Here is a 23,445-nt window from a genome sequence, read left to right on the forward strand (position 1 = left end):
GCAGGACCCCCGCGCGGATGAGCACGACCACAACGGCGCGGCGGCTGCCCACGCCGACTCTCCCGGCGCTGAGCTGGTCCGGCCCGGGAGGCGCCCTGTGAAGCGGTTCTTCGGACGCGTGCAGATGGCCGAGCCGGAGGTCTCCGACGCAGAACAGGAGCTTTTCGGCGGTCCTTTGCGCTACGACTTCGGCTGGTCGGAACACGAGCGTGCCCGACTCGACTTGACGATGATGTCGGCTCTGCGCTCCATGCCCCGGCTGGTCGGGGCGACCTTGCGGATGGCTTTGCAGGCGGACCGCCGCGCTCTGCTCACGGTCGCCGTCAGCGAGATCGGGCAGGGCATCGCCGCGGCCGTCGGATTGCTCGCGGTCAACTCGGTCATGCACGCACTGCTCGGCTCGGGCACCCCTGGGCAGCGGTTGCAGGCGGTACTGCCGGGCTTGCTCGCCGCCGCCGGTACAGCTGTGGTCAACTCGGGCCTGGCCGGATGGTCCACCTCGCGGGCGGGCCGACTGGAGCCGTTGGTCGAGCGGATCGCCACGACCCAGTACCTGGCCGCCGCCGCGTCAGTGGAGCTGGAGGCCATCGAGGACCCGGAGTTCCGGCGGCTGATCGATGTCGCCCAGTACGGCGCCGGATCCGCCCGCCGCATGATCGGCGCTTGCGTGGCCGCCCTGAACGGGAGCATCTCCCTGATCTCCACGGCCGGCGTCCTCACCATCCTCCACCCGGTCCTCCTGCCGATGTTGATCCTGATCGCGGCGCCGCGCGGCTGGGGTGCGATGCGGGTGGCGCAGGAACGGTACGTGTCGGTGATGAGCTGGATCGAGCACGTGCGGGCCAGCCGCCTGATCGGCAACCTGCTCACGGAGCGGACCGCCGCACAGGAAGTGCGCATCCACGCCGTCGGGCCGTTCCTCCTCAGCCGCTACGAGCGTATGGCCGAGAGCGCCGAGGCCGAGCAGGAGCGGCTGGCCTCCAGCAAAGCCGTCACCGAGTGGGTGGCTGCCGCACTGTCCGGCCTCGCCATGGCGGCGACGTACGCGGCCATGTTCTTGCTGATCATGAGCGGGCACATGAGTCTGGCCGTGGCCGGGACGGCCGTCATCGCCGTCCGGTCCGGCTCGGCGAGCCTGGGCGCGCTGGTGATGAACGTGAACCAGCTGCACGAGGAGTCCCTCTACGTCCGCGACCACGCCCGGTTCCTGGACGAGGCGGCACGGCGCACCATTCCCAGCGGGGGCGATCCTGTTCCGCCCCGGGTGGGGCAGGTCGTCCTCGACCAGGTCAGCTACCGCTACCCGGACCGGGAAACTCCCGCCCTGAACGGGGTCTCACTCACGCTGCCCATGGGCTCGGTCACCGCCGTGGTGGGCGAGAACGGCTCCGGCAAGAGCACTTTGATGAAGGTGCTGTCGGGCCTGCTGCTGCCGCAGAGCGGGACCGTGTTGTGGGGTGATGCCGACGTCGCTTCCCTCGACCGCTCCGAAGTTTTCGACCGCGTCGCGCTGCTCACCCAGGACTTTCAACGCTGGCCTGTGACAGCGGCGTTGAACATCCGGATCGGCCGGCCGACCCAGGAAGCCGAACCCGAGGACCTGCAGCCGTCCGTCGACTACGCGGGTGCCGGACCGGTCATCTCGAAACTTCCCGACGGCCTTCGAAGCCTGCTCGCCAGGATGTTCCGCGGTGCCAGCGAACTCTCCGGCGGCGAGTGGCAGAAGATCGGGCTCGCTCGAACCCACTGGCGCAGCTCCACCTCGGATGCCGACAGCGTGCTCATCGTGGACGAGCCCACTTCCGCCCTCGACCCGGAAGCCGAGATCGCAGCTTTCGACCGCATCCGCCGGCTCGCCGCCCCCAACCGCGCCGTGGTCCTGGTCACCCACCGCATGTCCGGCGTCCGCCACGCCGACCGCATCTACGTCCTGCACCACGGAAGGCTCGTCGAGGACGGCAGCCACGACGAACTCATGGCCGCCCAAAGGCGCTACGCCTCGATGTTCGACGCACAGGCCGCCCAGTACGCCCCCGCCGGCACCATCCCCCGCCCCGGCTCCCCCACCGTCGCAGATCCCGCATGACCCGCTCGAAAGGCCCAGTGTGACGACTCCTCGCACCACCGCCCAGCACCACGATCCCGGCACACAGCGGCACCGGCTCGCCGACCGGCTCCTCGCGGCCGGCCATATCCGCACCGCCGCTGTTGTGGCCACCCTGCGCAGGGTGCCCCGTCACGCATTCGCCCCCGAAGTGCCCGTGCATTCCGCGTACGCCGATGACATCATCCCCACCCGGCACTTGCCCAATGCCCGCATCGGCAGCTCCGCCAGCTCACCGTGGCTCCAGGCCGACATACTCGAAGGAGCCCACCGCCGAGCCAGCACTGGCGGCATCACATGGTCGAGCGCGCGCCGACCGCCGCCGTACACCGCCTCGTGCGGCGGGATCATCCCGCACGGATGGGGAACCAACTTCCCCGGCGCCTACGACGGGCAGTACCGGGACGTCGACGGCGTCCTCGAACGCTGGAACGCGAACACCTCGACGTGGCAGACCTACCGGCCCCCCGCTCGCCACCGACGCAGTCACCACCGCTTTCACCGTGGCGAGCGGCTACGCCCTCAACAACTAGCCTCGAAGTGGTCCGCAAGGGTGCGCCGTTGGACGTGACCGCCGCCGAAAACGTCACCCCCGACAGGACAATCGGCACCGTCCCGTCGGGATGGCGACCCTTCGCCGACGTCGAGCTGTCCGCGTCGGACGGCTTCTGCTCCGTCGCAGCTCGTCTGAACACGGCTGGCCTGCTCACGCCGCGCACGTGGTCGGGTGGTGGAGCTCTGCGTAACGACCGCAATATCCGCACGTCAGCTACCTACGTTCTGGCGTGAGGTGGATGAACCTCCAGAGTTGCCGACGTCGAGCCAGCCCAGAGCTTCCAGAGCCATGAGGCTAAGCGTCATCCAGCCCACAAAGGCCCCGCCGCCGTACAGCACGGCACCCGGCACCCGGGTGCCGTTCGCGTGGGAGAGAACACCCGCGACAACACCGACGAGGAGAGATGAGATGAACGCCAGAATCACGAGCACCGCTCTGACGACGAACGGGGAGACACGCACTGGTCGAGCCCTTTCAGTAAGGGTGGTCGACCATCAGCGAGGCAGCCTCAGCTCGACCACCTTTCGATGGCCTGCTGAGACCTAGCGTCAGGACTCATATGTACCGGCCCGCATGCCCCCCGAGTGGACAGCTCACCATGCGTCACACGACCACCCTTGGTCGTTGACCGGTCCCCGAGGCAACTCCTCGGGCAGTTTGTGAGTCAGCAGCTCCTTCGACGGTCCTCGTTGCCGACGTCCTGCTCCTCATGCTCAAAGTAGCGACTCAACCCGCATGATCGCCATATCCATTGAAATATAAGTTTCGTGATGTCTCCTCAGCGCCGGCTGCTGGTGTGCGACTTGCGATCCGATCAGGTCCTCGACGCCCCCGCTCCCTCACAGCCGCCCGTCGCTCACCCGCCCGCGAGGCGTCCGCCTCATGCCGGACGGCCGATACGTCAAGGCCGACGGCAGGCACGTCTGGCGGTCGTCGTGGGGCCCATTTGGGGCAGGGCTAACCCAGTGCTCGCGGAACTCCGTATCTGAGCTTCTCGTGACTGAAGAAGACCCGGCACAGGGCAGGCTGCACGCGCCCAGTATCCGCCCGAGGCGGATACTTGTGGTGATCTTCCTGATCATCTTCGGTGCACTCGCCCTCATGAGCCTCACTGACCTTGTGATCGGCCTTGCGCAAGGCGCACTCTTCTTCATCCTGGGCGGCATCATCGACCACTGATGGGGCCGCATTGGCGCGGCAGCACGAGCCTGCCCGTGCCACACCCGTGCCAGATCCAGCGGGGAGTCACGGGGAACGGCCGTGGCCGGCGGGCGCCGACCTTTGGGCAGCCCATGTGGACAGACAGCAACAGCGGCGAACCGGGCCGGACGGGAGCGGCCCCCAGCGGTCACCACACCCCTGCCAAGCTCGGATCTCGCCGACCTCCAGGGTGTCAGTGATCGACCTGATAAGGATGAGGCCAGACCTCAAAGTTCTGACCTCGTACGGGCGCCGTCCTCGCTGTGGGGCGGCGCACATCGCCTCGACTCGGCCATTGAAACTCCAGCCCAAAGTCGCTACGCCGACCGCGTGATCAAGGTCCCCGCATCGTGCCACGAACGCGCCAGAACGAGAGGGGAACAGCGGGGAACACCGGGCACAGGAGGTGGGTGGAAAAGAGACCGGCCCCTGACCAAACTTGCTGGTCAAGGGCCGGTACTCCCCAGTGTGGCGGCGTCAGGATTCGAACCTGCGAAGGTACAACCGGCAGATTTACTGGCTCCCCGGGCAAGCGGGATGCTGTGCGCGACTGCCAAATGGCGCAGCGACCCGCTCCCGCGTCACCGCACGTGGAGCTGCACCCGTGGCGGGGCCAGGTCGAAGCACGCGAGGAACCTCGCGAGGACCTCGGGCTCACCCGCGACCTCGACCGCGTCATCCTGCTGCAGCGTGTCCCAGGTCGTGCTCCCCGAGGCCAGCGCGAGGAACCGGTCCTTCGGGAGACTCAGAGTCGCGTCGGGGTCATCCGCGGTCTTGTCGACCCGGAGCACGCTGTGGCGGAGCTCCAGCCGGGCGCGTTCACCACTGTCGCTGAGCACCACGTCGACGACGAGACGCTGCCTCCCGGCGCTGCTCGGTACGACGTTGTAGCGGAAGGAGTCGAGAAGCCCGAGAAGCGGTGTCGAGGACGACGTGAGCGTCTTGCGGGCGAGACCGCTGACGACCGCGGGGTCGAAGGCCCTTCGAGCTCCAGCGCGCCGGTGAGGTAGAAGTTGCGGCGCGGTGCGTTGTGCTCGGCGTAGCCGAGGAGGCGCAGACCCGCGGCCTTGAGCCGGCGGGCCTCGCGGTCCTCGGTGTCGGCGCTGACGCACAGGCCGGCCAGCTCTGCGCACCACTGGCCGTCGCCGTCGTCGAGCGCTGCTCGTGCTGACCCGTTCGGCGCGCGGCAGCGGCGCCAACTCGGTGGCGTCACCGCCGAACCACCCCAGGTAGCCGGTCATCTGCGCCGCAGCGTTGTTGGCGGCACTGCCGTACATCTCCCGGGTGAACGGGTCGAGGTCCAGATGGCCGGGCAGCTCGACGAGACCTGTCCGGAGCTCCTCGGCTGTGGCGCCGCGCAGGATGTGCCGCACCGCTTGGTCGTGGTTGTACTGGATCGCATCCTGGTAGACCCCCAGGACCTCCTCGATCTGCTCGCGCCCTTCCAGCGGCGGCATGTGGCACCCCAGGAGCAGGTCGACTTCCCGGGCCAGCACCTTCTCGCTCGCCGCTGCCCAGCGCATCGCGTCCCGGAACTTGGCGCCGCGGAGGGTGTAGAGGTTGGGAAGCGAGATGTAGACCTCGTCCGCGATCAGCGCCGTGCGATAGTCCGGCAGATACATGCCGATCTCGCTGGCGGCCTCCCCGCCGGTGAGGAACAGGGTGAACCGGACGCCGGCGATGTCGAAGTCGGTCTCGCTGTCGATGAGCGTGGTCGGCTCGATGAAGGTTCCCACGCTCCCACCGATGAACCGACCACCGAGCCCGGTGTACGGGAGATCTTCGGGTGGGAGCAGGGCGCCGGACATATAGGCAACGCGGATGCCCATGATGGGCCCCACGACCCGATTCTCGTCGGCGTACTCGCGAGGGAAGCTCGACCACGCGATGACCTCGACCTCGCCGTTGGCCACTGCCTCAGGGGACACGATCGCGTCGGTTCCCTGGCAGTGATCCGCGTGGTGATGGGAGTAGACGACGGCCCGCACCGGTTTGTCCGAGAGCCGCGCGATCTCGGCAGCGATGAGCTCTCCTTGCTCCCGGCTGATTCCCGTGTCGTAGACGACCAACCCGTCGGCGCCTTCGATGACGATGCTGCTCACCGACCACCCGCCCAGGTTCTCCAGCACCCAGATGGGCCGGGGCATACCGTTGAGATCGTATTCAGCCGCCCTGGAGACGCACGCAGCCACACCGTGGGGTTGGGTAGACCCGGACCCAGGAGCGACGCTCGCGCTCAGGAGTCCGGTCCATCAAGATCCGGGCCAGTCACGGACCAGCCCCCGCGTCGAGGGCCCACGGAGGGACATCGCCGCAGGACACGTGGCGTTGCGGGCGCAGTCGTCAAGCGGTCTGTAGACCCGTCGCCGAAATACTTCGCGTGGTCAGGTCTCTACGCGGCAATCTGCTTCCATGAGCCGTTGGAAGTTGTACGACAACTGGGATGCCGACCTGCCGGGCCTGACCGTCGAGCAGCTCGTCGAACGTTGGGCTTTCGCCGATCAGCGACAGCGACAGGCGGAGGCTCGGGGGCTGGGCCGCAACCCCAAGGCCGCACGCGGCTGGCGCAACAAGCGGCAAGCCGTCGACGAGGAACTCCGCCGACGCGGCGCCTGAGCGCACGTGTTGCTGACAGCGAAGTACAGGACGACCAGGGCGAGGACGTCGCAGGTGGCAGGCCCGCACCGCACTGGGCTGCGTCGCCGGGCTCGTACTGGTTATGGCGACCCGAATGGCACGAGCGTCACGGCGGCCGCGGTCGGATGCGCCGGCGTTCGCCTGTTGGGTGGGACATCCACGGTTCGACCCCCGCCCCGTCCTGCCCTTCCAACCTGCGAGAAATGCCAGCTCACCTGCGCGAATAGCATCAGCGGGTGCTCTTCGTCGAGTCGGATTGGGTGAGGTGCCGGAGCCGTCGGCATGCAACGCTAAGACCATGACGTCTGCAGCGATCGCACGGGGTACATCCGCCCAGCGGTGGCTAGCGCGGCTCAGCTTCGTGCTGGCAGGCCTGGCTATCGTGATCGTGGTGGTCTTCGCCGAGCTGAAGAGCCTGGCCATGTTCGCCGTTGGCCTGGTTGCCGCGATCGCGAGCGTGGCGGCAGCCTACTTCTTCCTCTCCCGGCGAGGCATCGTGCGGTGGCTGTCGCTTGGGGTCTTCGTCCTGGTGCCGATCGCGGTGGTCGTCATTTTCGCGGTCAGCGGCGTGCTGTGGGTGGCCATCGTGTCGGCGGGAGTCTGGCTCCTCGCGAGCCTGACCGCGCGCCAGGCGCTGAAGGGGGACCAGCCGGACTGGCGCATGCCCGAGTATCCGGCGCAGCCACCGGCCCGGCATCCGTACCTGATCATGAACCCGAAGTCGGGCGGCGGGAAGGTCGAGAAATTCGACCTCAAGCGCAAGGCCGAAGCCCTTGGCGCCGAGGTGTTCGTCTTGGACGGGCCGACCGACGTGGCCGCGGTGGCTCGGCAGGCGGTGGCCAACGGCGCTGATCTGCTGGGGGTGGCCGGCGGTGACGGCACCCAGGCACTCGTAGCGGGCATCGCAGCCGAGCACGGCCTACCGTTCGTGGTGATCAGCGCGGGCACCCGCAATCACTTCGCCCTGGACCTGGGGCTGAACCGGGAGGACCCGGCCTCCTGCCTTGGCGCCCTGGCCGACGGTGTGGAGTTGCGGGTCGACCTGGGGTTGATCAACGGGCAGCCGTTCGTCAACAACGCCTCCTTCGGCGCCTACGCCCAGGTCGTGGAGAGCCCGGCCTACCGTGGCGACAAGATGGGCACGACGCTGGACCTGCTTCCGGACCTGCTGCAAGGACACCGCGGAGCACGGCTGACAGCACAGGTGAATGGCACACAGATCGAGGCGCCGCAAGCGCTGCTGGTGTCCAACAATCCGTATCGCACCGATGACATCGCTGGCCTTGGCCGCCGTGCACGTCTGGATGGCGGCGTGCTCGGCGTGATCGGTGTCAGGGTGCGCACCGCCGGTCAGGCCATCGATCTGCTCCGCGGCAGCAGCGCCGAGGGGGTCACGGAGCTGACCACGCAACAGATCGAGATCACCGCCGATGTCGCGCAGATTCCGGTCGGCGTCGACGGCGAGGCGGTGACCCTGTCGACGCCGGTGACCTCCACGATCTGGCCAGGCGCGCTGCGCGTTCGGGTGCCACGCGGCCGCCCGGGCATCCCCGAGCCGGAACCTCCGGCGAACTGGGCAAGGCTGCGGCGCTTGGCCAGCGGTCGCCGCGAGGCTCTGAGGTCATGAGGTGAGAACCATTTTCCAGCATGCGACCAGCCTTGCCGACGCGGCCGGCCTGGACCGAGAACTGTCGGCCCGGACCGTGATCTCCGACCTCGGCACCAAGGATCAGCTCAAGCCAGGCAGACGACAGCGGCCCGTCCGCCGTAGGACCGCCACCCGGAGAGCGCCAGCCCACCGACGGCCACCAAGGCTGCGAACCCCAGCATGTAGACGACTAGCGGCGCCCTGTTGTCCCGCAGCCCGGGAAAGGACTCCATCTCGTTGGTCCCCGCGAAGCTGATCAACACCACAAGCACGGCACAGGCGAAGACGAGGGCGACCGTGCAGCCACGGGCTGCGCGGGCGTTTGGCCCGAGCGAGACCTCGCCCCTCTTGGCAGAGTGCTCCTCGTTCACGGCACCTCTTCGTCTGCGGGTGAGCCGCGATCGTAATGGGCCGACAGAGCATGGCAGGAGGCGGGCTACCGCCGACACCATCCGAAACGAGCACGGAGATACCTTCTGGCGATACGCGGCGAAGTGTCCAACTGCGTGACAGCGTCGACGGACAGCGGCGGCGTCCAACCGAGGCGCCGTAGCGGCCGGTATGGCCGTACCTGACTGATCTGGCTAGAGCTACGGAGGGCCGGCGGTTGACTGCCCCTCGATCCGCCTATGTGGACAGTGGGCAGGTCAGAGTGGCATTCGCTCACCTCGCTCCTAGCTAAGCCTCGATCCACCGATCGGTGGATCGAGGCTTAGTGCTTTGCGTTGCTCTTCCAGGGACGCGTTGGTGTACGCCCACCTGTACGCCAACGCCAGCGCACAACAGCAGCCGACCGCAGACACCCACCCGCCGTACGATCGAAACGACCACCCGGGCGCTGCGCTCTACCTGCGCCGCATGGCCGTGAGCCGGGACGCGGGCGGCGGTGGCGTCGGTGCCAGGCTGATGGATTGGGCCGCGGATCGCGCCGCGGCGCAGGGCAAGCGGTGGCTTCGTCTGGATGCCTGGAAGGACAACGAGGGGCTGCGCCGGTACTACAAGGGTGCGGGATTCACCCTCGTACGCATCGTGGACCTGCCGCACCGCAGGTCGGGAGCGCTCTTTCAGCACCCAGCCCGAACCGCCCTCTGACATCAACGCCCTGCGGCTGCGGGCAGTGGGTGCTGGCTGCGAGAGATACCCACTCGCCTTGCCTCAAGAATCGAACACGCGCATCGTGCGCTTCATCCGGGAGTGCGTCACCGACACCGGCGAGGCCCTCACTGTCCGCGAGATCGGCCAGCACATAGGGCTCAGCGTGTGAGTGGAATAGGACCCCCGAGGGCCACACCCGTGGCGGATGGGCGGGGCCTTTCGCATGTCTGCAGCCCCCGTGTGCCTCACTTTTCTGCTGCACGAGCCGCTGTCACCCATTCAACCGGCATGTTCAATACATTCATATTCCGTCAGGTTCCGTACCTTATCCGAGGCATACTCCAAATCGCCTTCGTCCGGAAGGAACCCTGAAATCAGTCCTGCGCGCCGGCCTCGCCGCCATCGCCGCAACGCTGCTCATCGGCACCACGACCGCGTTCACTGCGCCGAGCAACGCGAGTACGGCACCCATCGCACGCGCAGCGAACGGAGGGATCGCAACGCTGAATACGATTGTCAACCTGCCGCCCGGAGTCTGGACCGACACCCCGCTCGAGGTCACCCTCCCCAGGGCTGGCACATACGAACTCGACGCGGACGTCCGCGCACGCCTCGCGGGCGCTCCGCCCCTCAACACGTCCATGAGCGCGCGGCTGTGGAACGTCAACTCCGGCGCCGAGGTGACGGAGAGCGAACGGTTCGTGTACCAGGTCATCGACCTGAACCCGGGCAACGCCACGGCCGGCGGCAACCAGACCGCACCGATCAGCGAGCTGATCAGAGTCAGCGGGCCGACAACGATCCGGCTGCAGGCTCGACGGATCGACGCCGTCGGGGCCGCCACCACTGCACAGGTCTACTCCGACAGCTTCGGCTACACCTCGCTCCGCTACGAGCGGGTCGGTTCCTGACGGCGTCCCCCTCGGAGCGGTGTCGGTTATCAACTCCCGGTCGGAAGCTGGCCAGCACCACCCGCCACGGTCTCAGTCATTGCTTGTTCCGCGAGCGTCCACCCTTGTCGTTCGGCGTCTGGAACGCCTGCTCACCAGGCAAGGAACTGTCTCTGTGTACGGTCACGGATGCCCACGGACCAAGATCGGACAATTCGTAATGCGTAGGTCTCAGCAGGGCGCCCGAGGGGGTCCACGACCAACCTGCGGGCCGGCCTGTGAAAGCGGCGGGTGGCCAGGTCACAGACTTAGTCGGCGACAGCTCGCGGGCAGTTTTGAAAACCGTTGTGGCGCGAGTCACCGTGGGTTCAAATCCCACACCCACCTGGCAGTTGAACGGCCCCTGACCGGCTGAATCGGTCGGGGGCCGTTCTCGTGTGCGCTGTCCGTCGACCGGCTCGGGCCGATCGTTGATCAGGCGGTGTCGGTGGCCGGGTCAGCAGCCGGTGCCGGTGGCCGGGTTGGTGCAGGTGTTGCGGCCGGGTCCGCCGTCGTTGGTGTTGGTACCGCTGCCGCCGTCCAGGGTGTCGTTGCCGTTGTTGCCCTGGAGGGTGTCGTTGTCGGCGCCGCCGTTGATCTGGTCGTCGCCGACGAGGGTGTCGTCGTTGTCGTCACTGGGCCGTCAGCCCGTCACGACCAGAGCTGGTAGACGTTTCCGTCGTTGCACTCGTGCGTGTAGACCTTGTTGTCGTCGTTGGCGTCGAGGCATTCGCCGGTAGCCACGTTCTGCAGCTTCCAGCCGTCACCGGTATTGATCTCGTGCCAGCGCTGGTAGTTGTTTCGGCTGCTGCTGCAAGCCTCCACGTAGGCGTCGTGGTCGGTGTACCCGGCGAGGCAGGAGCCCGGCACCTCCGTCATCCGCTCGATCCAGACGTCGCCTCCGACATTGACGTCATGCCACTTCGCGGCGCCGAACGAGCAAGGGTAGAGGCCCACGTCGTTCCAGCCGAGGTGGTGGTCCCACATGCCGGAGAGACAGCCTCCACCGCGCTTGTGATTCCACACGACGTCACCGTCGGCATGGGCCGCTGTGCTCACCCCGACGACCAGAAGCGGCGCGACAAGTGCCGCCCCCAGCACGCGCCCAATACGCTGCCGAATCAATTTAGTTCCCTCTCGTTGTGGCGATATGCGGCAGGCTGTCTCGGTCTCAGTACCAGAGCTGGTACTCGTTTCCGTCGTTGCACGGGTGCATGTAGACGGAGCTTCCGTTGCTGTCGAGGCATTCGCGCGTCTGACGGTTCCGCAGCTTCCAGCCGCTACCGGTGTCGATCTCGTCCCAGCGCTGGTAGTTGTTTCCGCTGCAGGACTCCAGGTAGACGTCATGGTCCGTGTAGGCCGTCATGCAGTAGCCGAGGTTGGTCGCGTCCTTCTCCAGCCAGCTTCCGTCGCTCTGGTGCACGTCGTGCCAGAAGGCGACGGTGTTGTGACAGCTGTCGACCTCGACGTCGTCCGGCGTGCCTGCCCAGTTGTAGCTCGGCTCCAGGCACATGTTGTCCCGCTTGTGGGTCCAGTGGACGTCCGAGTCGGCGTGAGCCGCCACGCTCGTCGCCAGCACGAAGAGCGGAGCGAGCGCCATCGTTCCGACCGCTTGAGCAACGCGCTTGACACGCATTCCTGTTCCCCCTGTTTCGCACTTCGGTCATTTTTTCCGGACTCACCCCGGAGTCCGGACCACGCAGGCGCCGACTCCCCGCCGACGCCCCACGCAACCGTATGCAGCCGCCCGCCGCCGAGCAGTGCGCAAAAACTGCTGGGACGTGTCCCGCCGCCATCTCACCGACGTGACCTGCGACTTGGGACACCGAGCCTCCGCATCCCTGAGACGTCCCACGATGCACGTACACCAACCCGCCGACAGGGTGGGGGATTGCGCTGGCCACGAGCCATGGGGCTGTGCAGGCCAGCCCAGCAACGCCCCGTAGGTCACCTGAGCTTCCCAAGCTGATGCCAGCCGCCGGCCTGCCGTTCGTCCGGGCTGCGGCGCTGGGGCGCCGGTCCCGGCCGAACGGCCGGCCAGCCAAGAGCGCCGGGGCAGCAAGTAGCCCCGGACGACAGCGCCGAGGGACGATGCCGTACGGGGCCAGGCCAGCTGGTGGAGACAGCGCGTTCGGACAGCAGCCGAACGACGTCAGAGGCATGGATCAGGCCGCAGGTGCTTCCTGCTCAGCGGTCGCAGACGTTTCAGCCGTCGCGCCGCGCGGTGCCTGTTGTGGCGCGCGGATCTCAACCAACACGACCCGCTGCTCACGGCAGAGCCGTCGGAGCCTGCGTGGAGCGAGGCCTCCCTCGGTGGTTGGTCGCGCCTGAGCCGGGCATCCCCCGCCCTCGTACCGAGGAATGCGCGTCGGTCTCGGCGACGTGGCAGCCGTTAATAACAGGTCATTTCTCTTGGGCAGTCTGCGGTAGCAGATGAGTGTGGCTGCGCGGGCGGTGAAGGCCAGGAAGCGGCTGGCCTTGCGTTCGCAGCGGCGGTGTAGTCGTCGGCATCCGCTGAGCCAGGCGATGGAGCGTTCGACGACCCACCGGTGTCGGCCCAGATGGTGGGAGCTCTCGACTCCGCGTCGCGCGATGCGAGGGATGATGCCCCGCGGGCGTAACCATCGCCGCAGGTGAGAGTAGTCGTATCCCTTGTCGCCATGGAGTTTGGCCGGACGCCGTCTGCGGGGTCCGCGTCGGGAGCGGATGGGCGGTATCCCGCGGAAGAGGGGCTCGAGGGCCTGGCTGTCGTGCAGGTTGGCACCGGAGATGCCGACCGAGAGGGGCAGCCCGTTCCGGTCGACGATGAGGTGGATTTTTTGATCCGCTCCTACCACGGTCGGTCGGATTCGGTCCCGTCAGTGTCCCCCTTTGACCGCCACGTCATTCCCCGTCACCCCTCGGACTTTTGCCCACTGCGCGACTCCGCTGCTGAGACAGAGCATGGCGGGCAACACCTGCCTCGGCGTGCCTCTCAGCCTCGCGCGCACAGCAGCGTGATCAAATAGGGCATGGCATCGTCCTGGACTGGTAATCGGGTACGGCTACGCGCTGTCGAGCCCGACGACTGGACAGCGTTCATGGGCTTCGCCGACGATGACGGGCGGCGCGGGAGTCGGCTGGATCTGCCGCGATCCGCCGAGAGCTACCGTGCCTGGGCGCGGGAGCAAGCCGTTGCCAAGTCCGATGACGACCGTTTCCGGTTGGCAGTCGAAGCGACGGTCACGGGAGAGTTGGTTGGCGCAGTCGGCTCGCATCGCACCGGCTCTCGTTCAGGCTGGTTCGAGTTGGATGTCACGATCGGCGCTGACCACCGGCGCAAGGGCTACGCGGCAGAAGCCGTAGTGCTGCTGCTGCGCTTCATGTTCGCCGAGCGGCGCTATCACAAATGCCTGGCAGCGATCTTCGCCCACAATGAGGCATCGCTGGGACTTTTTCGTCGGCTCGGCTTCACCGAGGAGGGGCGCTTGCGGGAGCACGTTTTCTTCGCCGGCCGTCACCACGACCTCGTCATGATGGGCATGCTCGCCGACGAGTTCGACCAGCGACACACGATGAGCGAACGATGAACTGGTCGCGGGTGCAGGCGGCCTGTCACTGAAAGCAGGACTGCTCTCAGCAGCGCAGGGTGGCACGCAGGCGCAAGCCGACAGTTGCGAGACCTTCGAGGGTGGCGACCTGGTAGCTGGGTTCCGGTCCGGGCGGCTCGCTCAAGTGGTAGCAGCGGGCGGTGTACGCAGTCAGGAGCGTCAGCATCGCCATGGCCAGAGCGGCTCCCTCGCAGCCATGGGGCCCGGTACCGAACGAGAGGAAGACCCCGGGTTTCGCCGTCCAGCCCGAATCGTCGAGCCAGCGCTCGGGCTGGAACTGGTCCGGCTCGGAGTGTTCCCGTGCGTCGCGGTGGGCGGTGTAGGGGCAGACGAGAACGGTGGACCCGGCGTCGATGGTGTAGCCGGCGAGCTGAGTCTGTCGCCTGGTGCGCCGGGTCAGTAGCCAGCTCGGGGGGTACAGCCGGAGCACCTCGCGTACCAGTGCCTGGGTGTATTGCAGGCTGTCCAGGTGGGCGCTGGTCGTCGCAGCCGGGTCCGCGGGCAGCAAGGCGGCTTCGGCCGCGACGCGGTCCGCTGCCTCGGGGTGCCGGGCCAGGTGGAGCAGGATCCATCCGGCTGCTCGGGAAGGTGTCTCGAAGGTGGCGACGGTGATTCCGGGGAGAGTGTCGATGATGGCCTCTTCCGGCAGTAGGCCGTAGCGGGGGGAGGGCCGGAGCATCTGTCCCAGCATGTCGTCACCGAGCCGGCCCGATGAACGACGCCGGTGGACGATGGGCCGCAAAGCGTCGGTGAAGGCGACTTGCTGCCGCGTCCGGAACCGCCGTGCCGGTGTGGGGATCCAGCGCGGCCATACCCAGCGCGAGGGGCGTACGAGCACCTCCCGGGCCAGGAAGAGCTGTGACGCAAAGGGCAGCAGGGTGAGAGCGTCTTCGGAGAACAGGTAATGCACGCCGATCTCTGCCAGGGCGCGTCGGACCGGGGGCAGAACCTCGACGTCCTGGCCCGTGGGCCACTGGTCGGCAAATCGAGCGGACCCGGGCGCAATCTCACCGATCCGGGCTGCAACCGCCTGCGCGCGTAGTCCGCGCATGCGGGCGGCGTGAGCGTGCGCACGCTCCTCGGGCGTCGGTGCTCCGCTCGACCGCTTCAACGGCGGGAAGAGAGGCGAGGGCGCCTTGGGGAAGTCCTGCGCGCGGCGCAGCACTGCTTCACACGGCTCGGCCGTAGCGGCTACGTAGACACCCGGCTCCAGCTGCCAGACGTCCCCGCACTCGTCAGCGCCACGGCGCGCCAGTGCCAGCCGGTCGCGGCTCCAGGCTGCGAAGCTGCCCTCGGGCAACCGCGGCGGCTCATTCATTCGGCCCATGACATCGTCCCCGATTGGCAGCGTGACTGGGAGCCGGCGGGCGCCCGGGGGCGCCCGCCGGCAGTGCGGTCAGCCTCAGTCGTCGCCGGCGTACGCATCCCACTCGTGGACCCCGTACGCACCGTAGTGACGGGTGAAGGACAGCCTGCCAAGCAGCTTGGCGATCATGATGCACTCCTCTCGCCCGTCTTCAGCACCTCATGCCACGAATGCCATATTGCCACATATGGCACATATGTGATACAGGGCGCGTTCAAGCCGCCGGTCACACACTTCCACTGCTGATCACCGCGTTCCGGAACCGTGGCCGACCAGTCTCGATGACTGGCCGGCCACGGCCGGCGCCCCCAGTCATCCACCGCACCAGCCGACCAACGCGGACAACCACCGGCAGCTAAATCGCAGCTCGCAGCGTTGATCAATTACGCGGCTGCAGGTCAGAGGCCAGCCCATCGCTTCTTCGGATACTGACCGAGCTGGGGCCCGAGGTCCGACCGTGGATCTACTCTGCCGACGCCCCTGGACGATCGCAGTGCAGCAGGGATGTACAGCAACCCCCACCGACCGCCCCCACCCCTCACCGTCTCTCACGGGCCTGCCGGCACTTTGCACGGCCTTCCATGACCGATCTGTGTAGAGCTACGGATCAGAAGATGCCCCGTGCCCCATCCGTGCCCGATCCTGCGGGAAGCCGCGGGGAACCACGGTGGCGAGCGGGCACCGGGCAACCGGTTCGGCAGCAGGTCAGCGGGTTGATCGATTGCATGGCCGCAGGCCATGAACCCGCCGCGTCACTTTGCAGTTACTGACCGAGCTGAGGCCCAAGGTCAGCCCGCGGATCGCAGGCTCAGCGGCCTCGCACCGCGGCAATTCGATGGCATGCACGAAACAACGTGCCCACCTTGAAGCCCGGCACACGGACTCCGCACTCACCCTCTACCAGGTGTACGCGCCGGAGATCGGCCTGTCGGCCGAGCTGTGGGCCGGAAACCATGCTCTCGGGCTGGGGCTGGCGCTCACCACGAGTCGGTACAGCGGGTTCCGGCCAGGCCCGGATCCATGGCTGGTGGAAGCGCTACGCCACACTCGTTCAGTGTGTCAGTGGGACGCAATCACGCATGACCTTGCGCGCCAGCGCCTGCTTGGGGAGGCGGAGTTCGTCTTCGATGCGGTTTCGGTCGGGCTCGTCGAGCGTGATCGTCGCGCTGCGTCTCGGGGCGCGGGCCAGTCGTGCCATGCGCAGGGTTTCGGACGGGAAGCCGGCCGTGCCGACCACGGTCCCGATGCCCTCGGGCTCGGTAGTCTCGTCAGGACCCTGCTGTTCGCGCAGGCTCTCGGCATAGCGGGCGACCTTGTCCCACAGTTCCTCCTGTGTAGCTGCAGCGGAACGGCCGCCTACGAGCGTCCGGGTCTCGATGGCCAGGCGATGTACTTCCATGCCGACCGCGCCCGCCAGGTGCCGGTCCTGCAATGCGGCGATGGCTGCCTCGGTGGAAGCCGTACGAGCGGCCACGTCGTCCGCATCGAACTCCGCACGGCGTGTGACCGGCAGGGTGAGCCACAGCAGAAGGCGGGAGACCGAGGACGAGGCACCGCTTGCGGCGTAGACCGTAGTGGGTGACGGTCACGGAGAATTCCGGACCGAGCTGGATCGCATCGAAGCGTCGCACCCCGGCCGCGTCGGCCATGCGGTCCAACAGATCGAACAGGACCGGGGCGTCCGCGTGCCGCAGCGTGGGCAGTTCAGCATCCAACCTGCCGGGACGTGGGCGCAGCGGAAGAGCCAGGCCCAGCATCACCAAGCCCAATAGTGGCTGAATGACTGTGCGGAACCCGAGCACAATCAACAGTGCGCCGCCGATGAACAGTCCCGCCGTCACGAGATGGACGAGGGCGGCGACGGCGTACGCGGCGACAGTCGCACACCTGACCAGGGCAGGGCTTTCGGGTGGAGTCTGTCGGACACTGTTCATGGGGCCCCTTAGGCGATGAGCGCTCGGTGTCGCTCAGGCGTGCGTCGAGCTGACCGGTACGGCGGCCGACCAGCAAGCCGTCTGAGCAACATCTGAGCTCTGCCCTGAGCATCGCGTGCCGCTCCCGCTACGGGCCAAGGCGCCGCCGCCCGGCCAAGCTGTACGCGGACAAGGGCTACGGCCTGTCCTCCAACTGTTCGAGGACGCTGAGAGGTCGTTCCTGCTCCTTGGAGATGGCACCGCCGCGGCCGATGCCGTGGTCGACGTTCCTGTCATGGATGACCCGGCCATGTTCAGCGGCGACCACGTCCTGACTGTCGATCACGCATGGGCCCTCGTATGCAACTTCATCCAGACGGGGGCGCCTGGCGAACTGGGCGAGTGGTGTGAGGTGTAACCGCGGAACGATCGCCAAACGACAGACCGTCTCAGGGTGGGTGTCGCAGGTTCGAATCCTGCCTTCAGCACAGCCAAAGCCGCCCGCATCGATCGTGATCCGAGGTGTTTGATATCCAGATCTGGCATCAGTGGCGGGTCAAGTGCCTGGGCGGGGAGCGCGCAGGTGTTGACGCTGGGCCAACTCTTCGTCGTCGACCAGGGTGAGCATGGGCTGACCCGGCGCACACATCATGGTGACGAGGAAGCGGCTCCAGGAGTCGGTCCGGTTGTTCCCGTCCTGGTAGTGGATGACATCGCCGCCCGGCTCCCAGAACGTCTCTCCGGCCTTGATCACCCGCTCGGGCTCGCCTTCCAGCTCGAAGAGCATCTCCCCTTCCAGCATGTAGCCGAAAGCGGGTCCCGAATGCCGGTGCGGAGGGGTGCCGGGGTCGCCGGGAGGAAACTCGACGAGGACCGTCATCGCCTCTGCCCCCGCCGGAATGGACGGCGGTTTCGCCGACTGCAGCACGGTGAGCGCCGTCTTCCATGCTTCCGAGCGCGGTTGGCTCGTACCGCTGCCTGCCGCCGGCTCATTGTTCGACATGGTGAGGCCTCCAGTGAGTGGGCTGGGTGGTTCAGGAAAGCCAGTCGCTGTAGTGGGTAGGGGCGATGCGGGTGTCGCCCTTGGCGATGAGGGCGTCACCGTGGACGGCTGCGAGCATGCCGACGGTGTCATCGGTGACGACTGTGCGGCCGTCGGAACGGGCGTTCGGAGTGAGCCGACCGAGTTCGCTGATCACGTCGACACCTGTGGACATGGAGTGCGGCACGGCCTCGTGCCGGGCCGCATTCAGCTTCTTCACGACCTGCGCACCGATCAGGCAGGTACCGCCGATGACCCCGCACCTCATTGGTCACCTTTCGTCCCGCACCGATAGGTCATGCGTCCAGACTGCGACGGTGCAGTGCGCGGCGCACGCGGGCCGGGCGCTCCTGGGCATCCCGGTGACGCTGCACGCTGACGGTAATGGGGGCATATAGGCGACTGCGAAGCAGGAAAATCGAGCGGCCCGTGCGGGGGCTCCCGAGGTAAAGCAACCCACTCCACCACAGGAATCCTGCACCGGCTCCAAAACCATCTGCCGAGGCCTATAGGGCCAGATGGCCGATCCGCGCAGAGCTACAGATCATCCGGATCAGACAGGGTGCCGTGCCCCATCCGCACCCAAAGGGGTCGGAATGTCATTTCACCAGGTCAGGGGACGTTCACCTGCGCGGTGGATGTGGGAACTGCATCGTCTTACGTGCCTCGTCCAAACCAAGGTGAGAAAAGCGGCCCACGTGACCTGAGAGACCGAGCCCAAAAGGCATCGAGTGCGCGGACGAAGCGCGGCGAGGCCGAGGAAGGCTTCGTGGATGTCGGCTCGTCGTACCCACCGGATTCGCAGGCGTCAGAAGCCGTGCAGCCAGGCAATGCTCCTTTCAGTCCGGCTTGCGGCGGGGACGGCCGATCAGCTCCTGACTACGCGGGAGGGGCGTAAGGGCTCCCGTCGGACACCGGTGGGCCACCCCACCGCGCGCCCGGCGGCGGGACAGGAGCCCAGTCCGGGCCCCGGTGATCCAGCCACCACCTACCGATGGTGTGGAACTTCTCCTCGAAGCTGCGATCCCAGCTGAGGAACCCGGTGATCGGCGCCCGCAGGCGGGTACGACGGCCGCCCGCCTCGTAGATCACGACGGTCCGGCTTCCGAAGAGAGACTCGATCTGGATGGCTTGGACGTTCGACCACGGGATGGTCCTGCGGCGGAGGTTGCGCACGATGGCCGCCGACGGCGTGAGAGTGACCCCGAAGGGCCGCGAGATGATCAGTGCCACGGGCAACAGGACACCCCACATGAGCAGGGAGACAAACACAGGACCATATGGTCCGCCGTCCAGCCAGGACAAGACCTGGAACGCCGTGACGACGATGGCCGGCAGCACGGACAGCAGGCGTTGGAGGCGCGTCAACCGGTAACAGATCCGATCCGGCGACATGGCCTCGACCTGCGATTGCTCCATCGATCCCGCCCCTCACACAACGCAGCCGGCGCTGCCCCATCACCGCCAACGCAGCATGGCGGACCAGGGGCACGCTGTCCATCTATCCAATCTTGCAAGCCGAGCAAGCGCTCTGGAGAACTCGCCTGGCCACTTGCCGTGGCCGTGGATCTTGAGACTGACGAAACCGACGCCTGTACCAAGAGGAACTTCACGGCCTGAGGCGCTGCGCCTCTTCCGTGCCCGAAGGCTCAGCGACCAACGGGGGACAACGGCGAGCCGCCTGCGTTCGCGCAGGTCGACATTGCGCCAAGGGTTCACATCCTGACATCTGCCGTAACTCGGTATACCGGGTCCCGGGTGCCCAGAACCCCGGGAATGCCCCGCCACAGGGCTACACCGTTCTCCCGCTCCCACTGCACTGTCGCCCGGGACCGCGCCCACTGGGTGATGGTGACGGGAACCAACATGACGGGCGGCATCAGCTCGCGGAACGTGAGGGCGATGAACACCATCCAGCAGACTCCCGCCCCGACGAATCCGGCCGTGCGCCGCAGCGACAGCCGTCGCGCCGCATCCTGGCCGGCGCACGGATCGCCGACGGTGTCGATCCGCGCGGCCTGCTCGTACTTGCGGCGGAGCCGGGCAGGTAGACGGAAGCCGAATGGCAGCAACGCCAGGGACACCAGAGTGACCGCAGCCGTGCCCACCAGCAGGGCCTCCAGCCGGTGAGGCGCCCCGATCAAGGCCAGCAACACCCCTTCGGACAACACCGCGCCCACGCCCATCAGCAGCGCAGACGTCCGCTCGAAGTGCACCACCCTTATCAGCCCGGGTCCGGCGTTCCCTGTCATCGTCCCAGCTCTCTGCCCGAACACCCGCACGGGCAGGGAAGATCCTGCGCCGTGCGGCACCAGGGGTCAACCGGCCGCGCATCAGAACATCATCAAGACTGCCCTGGCACGGACTCCTCGGCCTCGCCGGCTGGCGAGGCACTTGATCAGCAGACCGGCACGTCAGGCTGCACTGAGCAGGGAGCAGGGAGCAGGGAGCAGGCGACCGAAGCTTGCCAGATCGTGCAGGGAACCACGGGGAACGGCGGATACCAACTCCGCGCTACCCGCTCCATGATGAAACCCAGGTCATTGGCCGCTCCATCTGACCCGCTATTGCACATCTGTGACAGCGAACGCACAACTCCGTCACCCCCTGTGGGAAGACTTCTCTCATCGCGCAGGGCAGCGCGCCGAGCGGACCGGTTCAGGTCCCGGGGACGGCGGGCGGTTCCCGCGAAACTCTCGTCGCAGCATCAACCACATCCTGGGGGAACGTCGATGTCCGCTCGTAACCGTCGGAGCACCGCAGCCGTCACCACCGCGGGTGCCGCCGCACTGCTCACCCTGTGCGGCACCGCCGCCACCGCGACGGCCGCTCCGTCCTCCGGCGGCGATGCCAAGGGCAGCGCCGCGATGGTCGCCGCGGCCGTGTCCGGCCAGGCAGTCACCGTGCCCAGGGGACTCACCATCAGCGACGGCACCCGCCACGTCGTGGTCAACGGTAAGTCGATCGACTTCGGCACCACCGTCCGTGACCTGGCCTGGAACCCCAGCGGCAGCAAGGCCGCCTTCATCAACGGGCACGGCGACCTCGTCGTCTCCAACCCCGACGGCAGCCACCGCGTCACCGTCGCCGCCAACCCGGGCGGGCAGACCTGGTCCCACCCCACCTGGCAGGTGACCGCCGCCGACCGGGCGAACCAGATCCCCGCGAAGAACAACCTCATCTTCTCGGCCAAGATCCACGGCACCACCGTCCTGGAGGGCATCAAGGCCACCAGCAACCATGGCAGGCCGACCAAGATCAGCCTGAACGGCGAGCCGGGAGAGGGCAACGTCCCCCAGACCAACAACACCTGGCCGAATGTCGGCGGCAGCTACGGCACGGCCGTCTACGAGAACACCCACACCGGCGAGGTCTACATCCGCGACGACTACCTGCGCCAGCAGGGCGGCGCGCTGACCAAGGGTTCGGAGCCCGCTCTCTCCTCCGACAACGAGGAGGTCGTCTTCGTCCGCTCCGTCCACGGGCACGACCACCTCTTCGTCGAGGACTTCGGCGGCTCCACCGCCGTCGTCAAGGACGTCACCCCCCACGCCACCACCGACTACACCGAGCCCACCTGGTCGCCCAACGGCAAGACCATCGCCTTCCGCGCTCCGACCGGTACGTACACCATCACGAAGACCGCCCGCGGCTTCGGCAACCCCGTCAAGGTCTCCAAGCACACCGGCCTGCCCGCCTACCGCGGCTGACCGCCGCCCAACCGGCCGCCGGAGCGGGCGAGTTCAGCCTGGAGCTCCGGCAGGTGCTGGTCGGCCGTGTCATGCGGCAGGTACTCGACCACATCGAGAAAACGGAACAGGACCTGGGTCTTGGTGACGGCGAACTCGTAGTCGCCGTACCCGACCACGGCACCCATCTCCCCACGAACAGCGCCCCGGACGACATGCGCGGTCATGTCGTCCGGGCTTTGTGCCGTCAGCCCCCGCCGAGCGTTGGGGCGCGCCAGATACGGGCAGACCATCGAGGCGTAGAGCATGCACGCGCGGTGCCCCGGAGCCTCCAGGGTCGCCGCCATGTTGCGATACGGCCGCCCGGCGGCGAGCGCCTCGCGGATCGCGGCACTCTCCGCGGCACCGATCACCCGCCACACCGGCCCTCTGGGCATCAGGGTGTTGCAGACCGAACACAGCCGATGTCGCGCGCACTCGGCGCTGCGCCCGTAGTCGGTGAGCGCGAACTGGGGCTCGTCACCCTCCCACGGGGTGATGGCGGGAACCGGATAGCCACGGCTGTCACGAGGTCTGGCCTCGACGGTCGCCGGCATGGGAACGGAATCGAATCGCACACCCCATGGTGAACCAGATGGCCTCGCCACCGCGACGCTTTTCAGGCAGGTGCCAGCCCGGTGTCCGCCTCGCACCAGATGGTGGACCTGTCCGCACCGGTGTTGTGGGCGACCCACCACGACCTCTGCTTCGCCAACCATCGCGGCCGCCTGTCGGCGCCGACCGCGCGCGAGGCTACTGGTGCGAGTGCTGGTCCAGCGGCGTGACAGAGGAGAGACAGCCGGCGTTCCACGTGTCATTGGAAAGCGTGCGCCACGAGCCATCAGGCGAGAGTGCCGGAAAGCCACGCGCGCCAGACATGTCGCGTGTCTCGACCCACTCATGGTCGTCGTCGATGCCCAACCCTGCCGCTTCCCTCATGGGAAAGATCATCTCGTGAGGGGGTAGGCAACCACTACTCAATACTCTTGGCGCGGACTTCTGGGCTGACCTGCGTGAATGGCTGCCTTGGGGGCTCAGTGGGCAGTGGCGTCCTCACCTTGGTTTCCTGCTGCTGTTGCGACACCCGGCCGGGCCATCCCGGCTTACGCGCCGGGAGGTCGGAAGTTGACCTGTCGGCGGGCAGCCTCGTCGATCTCGTCGACGGTGAGGAGGGGGGTGGCTCGGGTGGTGAGCGCGCCGCTGGCCTTGACGCTGAGGCTGACAGCGGCCATGGAGACTGGGTCGGGGAAGTCGAGAATGCACACAAGGTCGTCCTCTCCGAAGGAGTAGTACATGGCCTCGACTGTCCCGCCGAGGCCGGCGACGACGTGGTCGACGGCGGCGCGGCGGCCACTTGCGCCTTCCTTGAGCAAGCCCTTCGTACCCTCGGGCGTGTAGGTGGCTTGGATGAGGAACTTCGGCATAGGGGGCTCCCTGCCCGTGACTTGTCCTGTGTGCAGAATGGCCTTCCCGCTGTCACGTTGGCCGCCAATCGACGAACGGTTGGATTCACTCGTAAGGCACATCGACATGTGCAGGTGTGGGATGGCTTTGTTCACGGGAAGTGCCGTCAGTTGTTCACGGGTTTGGGAGGCACCCAGATCCACGGGTGGGTGATGTTCACGAGTTTTGGGTTC

At 67.3% G+C, this 23,445-nt stretch carries 25 protein-coding genes and 3 pseudogenes; 10 read left to right on the forward strand and 18 right to left on the reverse strand.

The genetic code is table 11. From position 1 onward, the window contains the following. Positions 1-97: 97 nt before the first annotated feature. Genes ACIRVH_RS32765 through ACIRVH_RS32775 form a run of 3 tightly spaced genes read left to right on the forward strand, consistent with a single transcriptional unit; the run spans position 98 to position 2,893 of the window. A complete protein-coding gene (locus tag ACIRVH_RS32765) occupies positions 98-2,086 on the forward strand; it encodes an ABC transporter ATP-binding protein (RefSeq protein ID WP_403960758.1) in 1,989 nt (662 codons plus the stop codon). Between the two features lie 19 nt (positions 2,087-2,105). Then, entirely contained in the window at positions 2,106-2,675 is a 570-nt protein-coding gene (locus ACIRVH_RS32770) for a hypothetical protein (protein WP_403960761.1), read from the forward strand. Further along, positions 2,672-2,893 (forward strand): hypothetical protein, encoded by a 222-nt coding sequence (locus ACIRVH_RS32775; protein WP_403960764.1) that lies wholly within the window; start codon positions 2,672-2,674, stop codon positions 2,891-2,893. Before ACIRVH_RS32770 ends, ACIRVH_RS32775 begins: the two co-directional genes overlap by 4 nt. Here ACIRVH_RS32775 and ACIRVH_RS32780 read toward each other — a convergent pair. Then, entirely contained in the window at positions 2,870-3,121 is a 252-nt protein-coding gene (locus tag ACIRVH_RS32780; RefSeq protein ID WP_403960767.1) for a hypothetical protein, read from the reverse strand. The genes ACIRVH_RS32775 and ACIRVH_RS32780 overlap by 24 nt on opposite strands. 535 nt (positions 3,122-3,656) lie before the next feature. Here ACIRVH_RS32780 and ACIRVH_RS32785 point away from each other — a divergent pair. Continuing rightward, a complete protein-coding gene (locus ACIRVH_RS32785; RefSeq protein ID WP_403960770.1) occupies positions 3,657-3,839 on the forward strand; it encodes a hypothetical protein in 183 nt (60 codons plus the stop codon). 602 nt (positions 3,840-4,441) lie between these two features. On the opposite strand, the gene ACIRVH_RS32790 is transcribed toward ACIRVH_RS32785, so the two are convergent. From ACIRVH_RS32790 to ACIRVH_RS32800, 3 genes and pseudogenes are all read right to left on the reverse strand, one after another. Then, positions 4,442-4,972, reverse strand: a complete 531-nt coding sequence (locus ACIRVH_RS32790) for an alkyl sulfatase C-terminal domain-containing protein (protein ID WP_403961209.1) — start codon at positions 4,970-4,972, stop codon at positions 4,442-4,444. Continuing rightward, positions 4,903-5,073, reverse strand: a pseudogene (locus tag ACIRVH_RS32795) (alkyl sulfatase dimerization domain-containing protein); the annotation flags it as partial. The gene ACIRVH_RS32790 and the pseudogene ACIRVH_RS32795, both read right to left, overlap by 70 nt. Continuing rightward, positions 5,045-6,007, reverse strand: a pseudogene (locus ACIRVH_RS32800) (MBL fold metallo-hydrolase); the annotation flags it as partial. The pseudogenes ACIRVH_RS32795 and ACIRVH_RS32800, both read right to left, overlap by 29 nt. 265 nt (positions 6,008-6,272) lie before the next feature. Between ACIRVH_RS32800 and ACIRVH_RS32805 the strand changes: the two are divergent. Both ACIRVH_RS32805 and ACIRVH_RS32810 read left to right on the forward strand, forming a co-directional pair. After that, complete coding sequence (locus tag ACIRVH_RS32805; protein ID WP_403960773.1) at positions 6,273-6,476, forward strand: hypothetical protein; 204 nt, start codon at positions 6,273-6,275, stop codon at positions 6,474-6,476. A 319-nt stretch (positions 6,477-6,795) separates the two neighbouring features. Continuing rightward, positions 6,796-8,124, forward strand: coding sequence for a diacylglycerol/lipid kinase family protein (locus tag ACIRVH_RS32810; protein ID WP_403960776.1), 1,329 nt, complete (start codon positions 6,796-6,798; stop codon positions 8,122-8,124). Between the two features lie 107 nt (positions 8,125-8,231). Here the strand turns inward: ACIRVH_RS32810 and ACIRVH_RS32815 are convergent, their stop codons facing one another. Next, the gene (locus ACIRVH_RS32815; RefSeq protein WP_403960779.1) at positions 8,232-8,516 is read right to left on the reverse strand and encodes a hypothetical protein; all 285 of its coding nucleotides are present in this window, start codon (positions 8,514-8,516) and stop codon (positions 8,232-8,234) included. Positions 8,517-8,892: 376 nt separating this feature from the next. Between ACIRVH_RS32815 and ACIRVH_RS32820 the strand changes: the two genes are divergently transcribed. Both ACIRVH_RS32820 and ACIRVH_RS32825 read left to right on the forward strand, forming a co-directional pair. Further along, positions 8,893-9,237 carry a GNAT family N-acetyltransferase gene (locus tag ACIRVH_RS32820; protein WP_403960783.1) on the forward strand — a complete coding sequence of 115 codons (345 nt, stop codon included), beginning with the start codon at positions 8,893-8,895 and terminating at the stop codon, positions 9,235-9,237. 644 nt (positions 9,238-9,881) lie between these two features. Continuing rightward, positions 9,882-10,151: a hypothetical protein gene (locus ACIRVH_RS32825; RefSeq protein ID WP_403960785.1), complete on the forward strand. Its 270-nt coding sequence runs from the start codon at positions 9,882-9,884 to the stop codon at positions 10,149-10,151. A gap of 475 nt (positions 10,152-10,626) precedes the next feature. Here the strand turns inward: ACIRVH_RS32825 and ACIRVH_RS32830 are convergent, their stop codons facing one another. The 4 genes and pseudogenes from ACIRVH_RS32830 to ACIRVH_RS32845 form a co-directional block, all read right to left on the reverse strand. Continuing rightward, complete coding sequence (locus ACIRVH_RS32830) at positions 10,627-10,767, reverse strand: hypothetical protein (RefSeq protein ID WP_403961212.1); 141 nt, start codon at positions 10,765-10,767, stop codon at positions 10,627-10,629. Positions 10,768-10,820: 53 nt separating this feature from the next. After that, positions 10,821-11,294, reverse strand: a complete 474-nt coding sequence (locus ACIRVH_RS32835) for an RICIN domain-containing protein (protein WP_403960788.1) — start codon at positions 11,292-11,294, stop codon at positions 10,821-10,823. 46 nt (positions 11,295-11,340) lie between these two features. Continuing rightward, complete coding sequence (locus tag ACIRVH_RS32840; protein WP_403960791.1) at positions 11,341-11,769, reverse strand: RICIN domain-containing protein; 429 nt, start codon at positions 11,767-11,769, stop codon at positions 11,341-11,343. Positions 11,770-12,592: 823 nt separating this feature from the next. After that, a pseudogene (locus ACIRVH_RS32845) lies at positions 12,593-13,037 on the reverse strand (IS5 family transposase); the annotation flags it as partial. A gap of 143 nt (positions 13,038-13,180) precedes the next feature. Between ACIRVH_RS32845 and ACIRVH_RS32850 the strand changes: the two are divergent. Then, complete coding sequence (locus ACIRVH_RS32850; protein ID WP_403960794.1) at positions 13,181-13,738, forward strand: GNAT family N-acetyltransferase; 558 nt, start codon at positions 13,181-13,183, stop codon at positions 13,736-13,738. Between the two features lie 46 nt (positions 13,739-13,784). On the opposite strand, the gene ACIRVH_RS32855 is transcribed toward ACIRVH_RS32850, so the two are convergent. The 7 genes from ACIRVH_RS32855 to ACIRVH_RS32885 form a co-directional block, all read right to left on the reverse strand. Then, positions 13,785-15,059 (reverse strand): cytochrome P450, encoded by a 1,275-nt coding sequence (locus tag ACIRVH_RS32855; RefSeq protein ID WP_403960797.1) that lies wholly within the window; start codon positions 15,057-15,059, stop codon positions 13,785-13,787. Between the two features lie 1,117 nt (positions 15,060-16,176). Continuing rightward, a complete protein-coding gene (locus tag ACIRVH_RS32860; protein WP_403960800.1) occupies positions 16,177-16,599 on the reverse strand; it encodes a hypothetical protein in 423 nt (140 codons plus the stop codon). Positions 16,600-17,234: 635 nt separating this feature from the next. Continuing rightward, positions 17,235-17,384: a hypothetical protein gene (locus ACIRVH_RS32865; protein WP_403960802.1), complete on the reverse strand. Its 150-nt coding sequence runs from the start codon at positions 17,382-17,384 to the stop codon at positions 17,235-17,237. 210 nt (positions 17,385-17,594) lie between these two features. After that, positions 17,595-18,041 (reverse strand): cupin domain-containing protein, encoded by a 447-nt coding sequence (locus ACIRVH_RS32870; RefSeq protein ID WP_403960805.1) that lies wholly within the window; start codon positions 18,039-18,041, stop codon positions 17,595-17,597. A 31-nt stretch (positions 18,042-18,072) separates the two neighbouring features. Then, complete coding sequence (locus tag ACIRVH_RS32875) at positions 18,073-18,348, reverse strand: hypothetical protein (protein ID WP_403960808.1); 276 nt, start codon at positions 18,346-18,348, stop codon at positions 18,073-18,075. Positions 18,349-18,959: 611 nt separating this feature from the next. After that, positions 18,960-19,499: a hypothetical protein gene (locus ACIRVH_RS32880; protein ID WP_403960811.1), complete on the reverse strand. Its 540-nt coding sequence runs from the start codon at positions 19,497-19,499 to the stop codon at positions 18,960-18,962. 296 nt (positions 19,500-19,795) lie between these two features. Next, the gene (locus tag ACIRVH_RS32885) at positions 19,796-20,332 is read right to left on the reverse strand and encodes a hypothetical protein (RefSeq protein WP_403960814.1); all 537 of its coding nucleotides are present in this window, start codon (positions 20,330-20,332) and stop codon (positions 19,796-19,798) included. A 480-nt stretch (positions 20,333-20,812) separates the two neighbouring features. Here ACIRVH_RS32885 and ACIRVH_RS32890 point away from each other — a divergent pair, with 480 nt between their 5' ends. Next, positions 20,813-21,790, forward strand: coding sequence for a TolB family protein (locus tag ACIRVH_RS32890; protein WP_403960817.1), 978 nt, complete (start codon positions 20,813-20,815; stop codon positions 21,788-21,790). On the opposite strand, the gene ACIRVH_RS32895 is transcribed toward ACIRVH_RS32890, so the two are convergent. Both ACIRVH_RS32895 and ACIRVH_RS32900 read right to left on the reverse strand, forming a co-directional pair. Next, entirely contained in the window at positions 21,778-22,365 is a 588-nt protein-coding gene (locus ACIRVH_RS32895; protein ID WP_403960819.1) for a hypothetical protein, read from the reverse strand. The genes ACIRVH_RS32890 and ACIRVH_RS32895 overlap by 13 nt on opposite strands. Positions 22,366-22,911: 546 nt before the next feature. Then, the gene (locus tag ACIRVH_RS32900) at positions 22,912-23,232 is read right to left on the reverse strand and encodes a GYD domain-containing protein (protein WP_403960822.1); all 321 of its coding nucleotides are present in this window, start codon (positions 23,230-23,232) and stop codon (positions 22,912-22,914) included. Positions 23,233-23,445: the final 213 nt, after the last annotated feature.

The organism is Streptomyces sp. NPDC101165 (genome assembly GCF_044768135.1).
Taxonomy (GTDB): Bacteria; Actinomycetota; Actinomycetes; order Streptomycetales; family Streptomycetaceae; genus Streptomyces.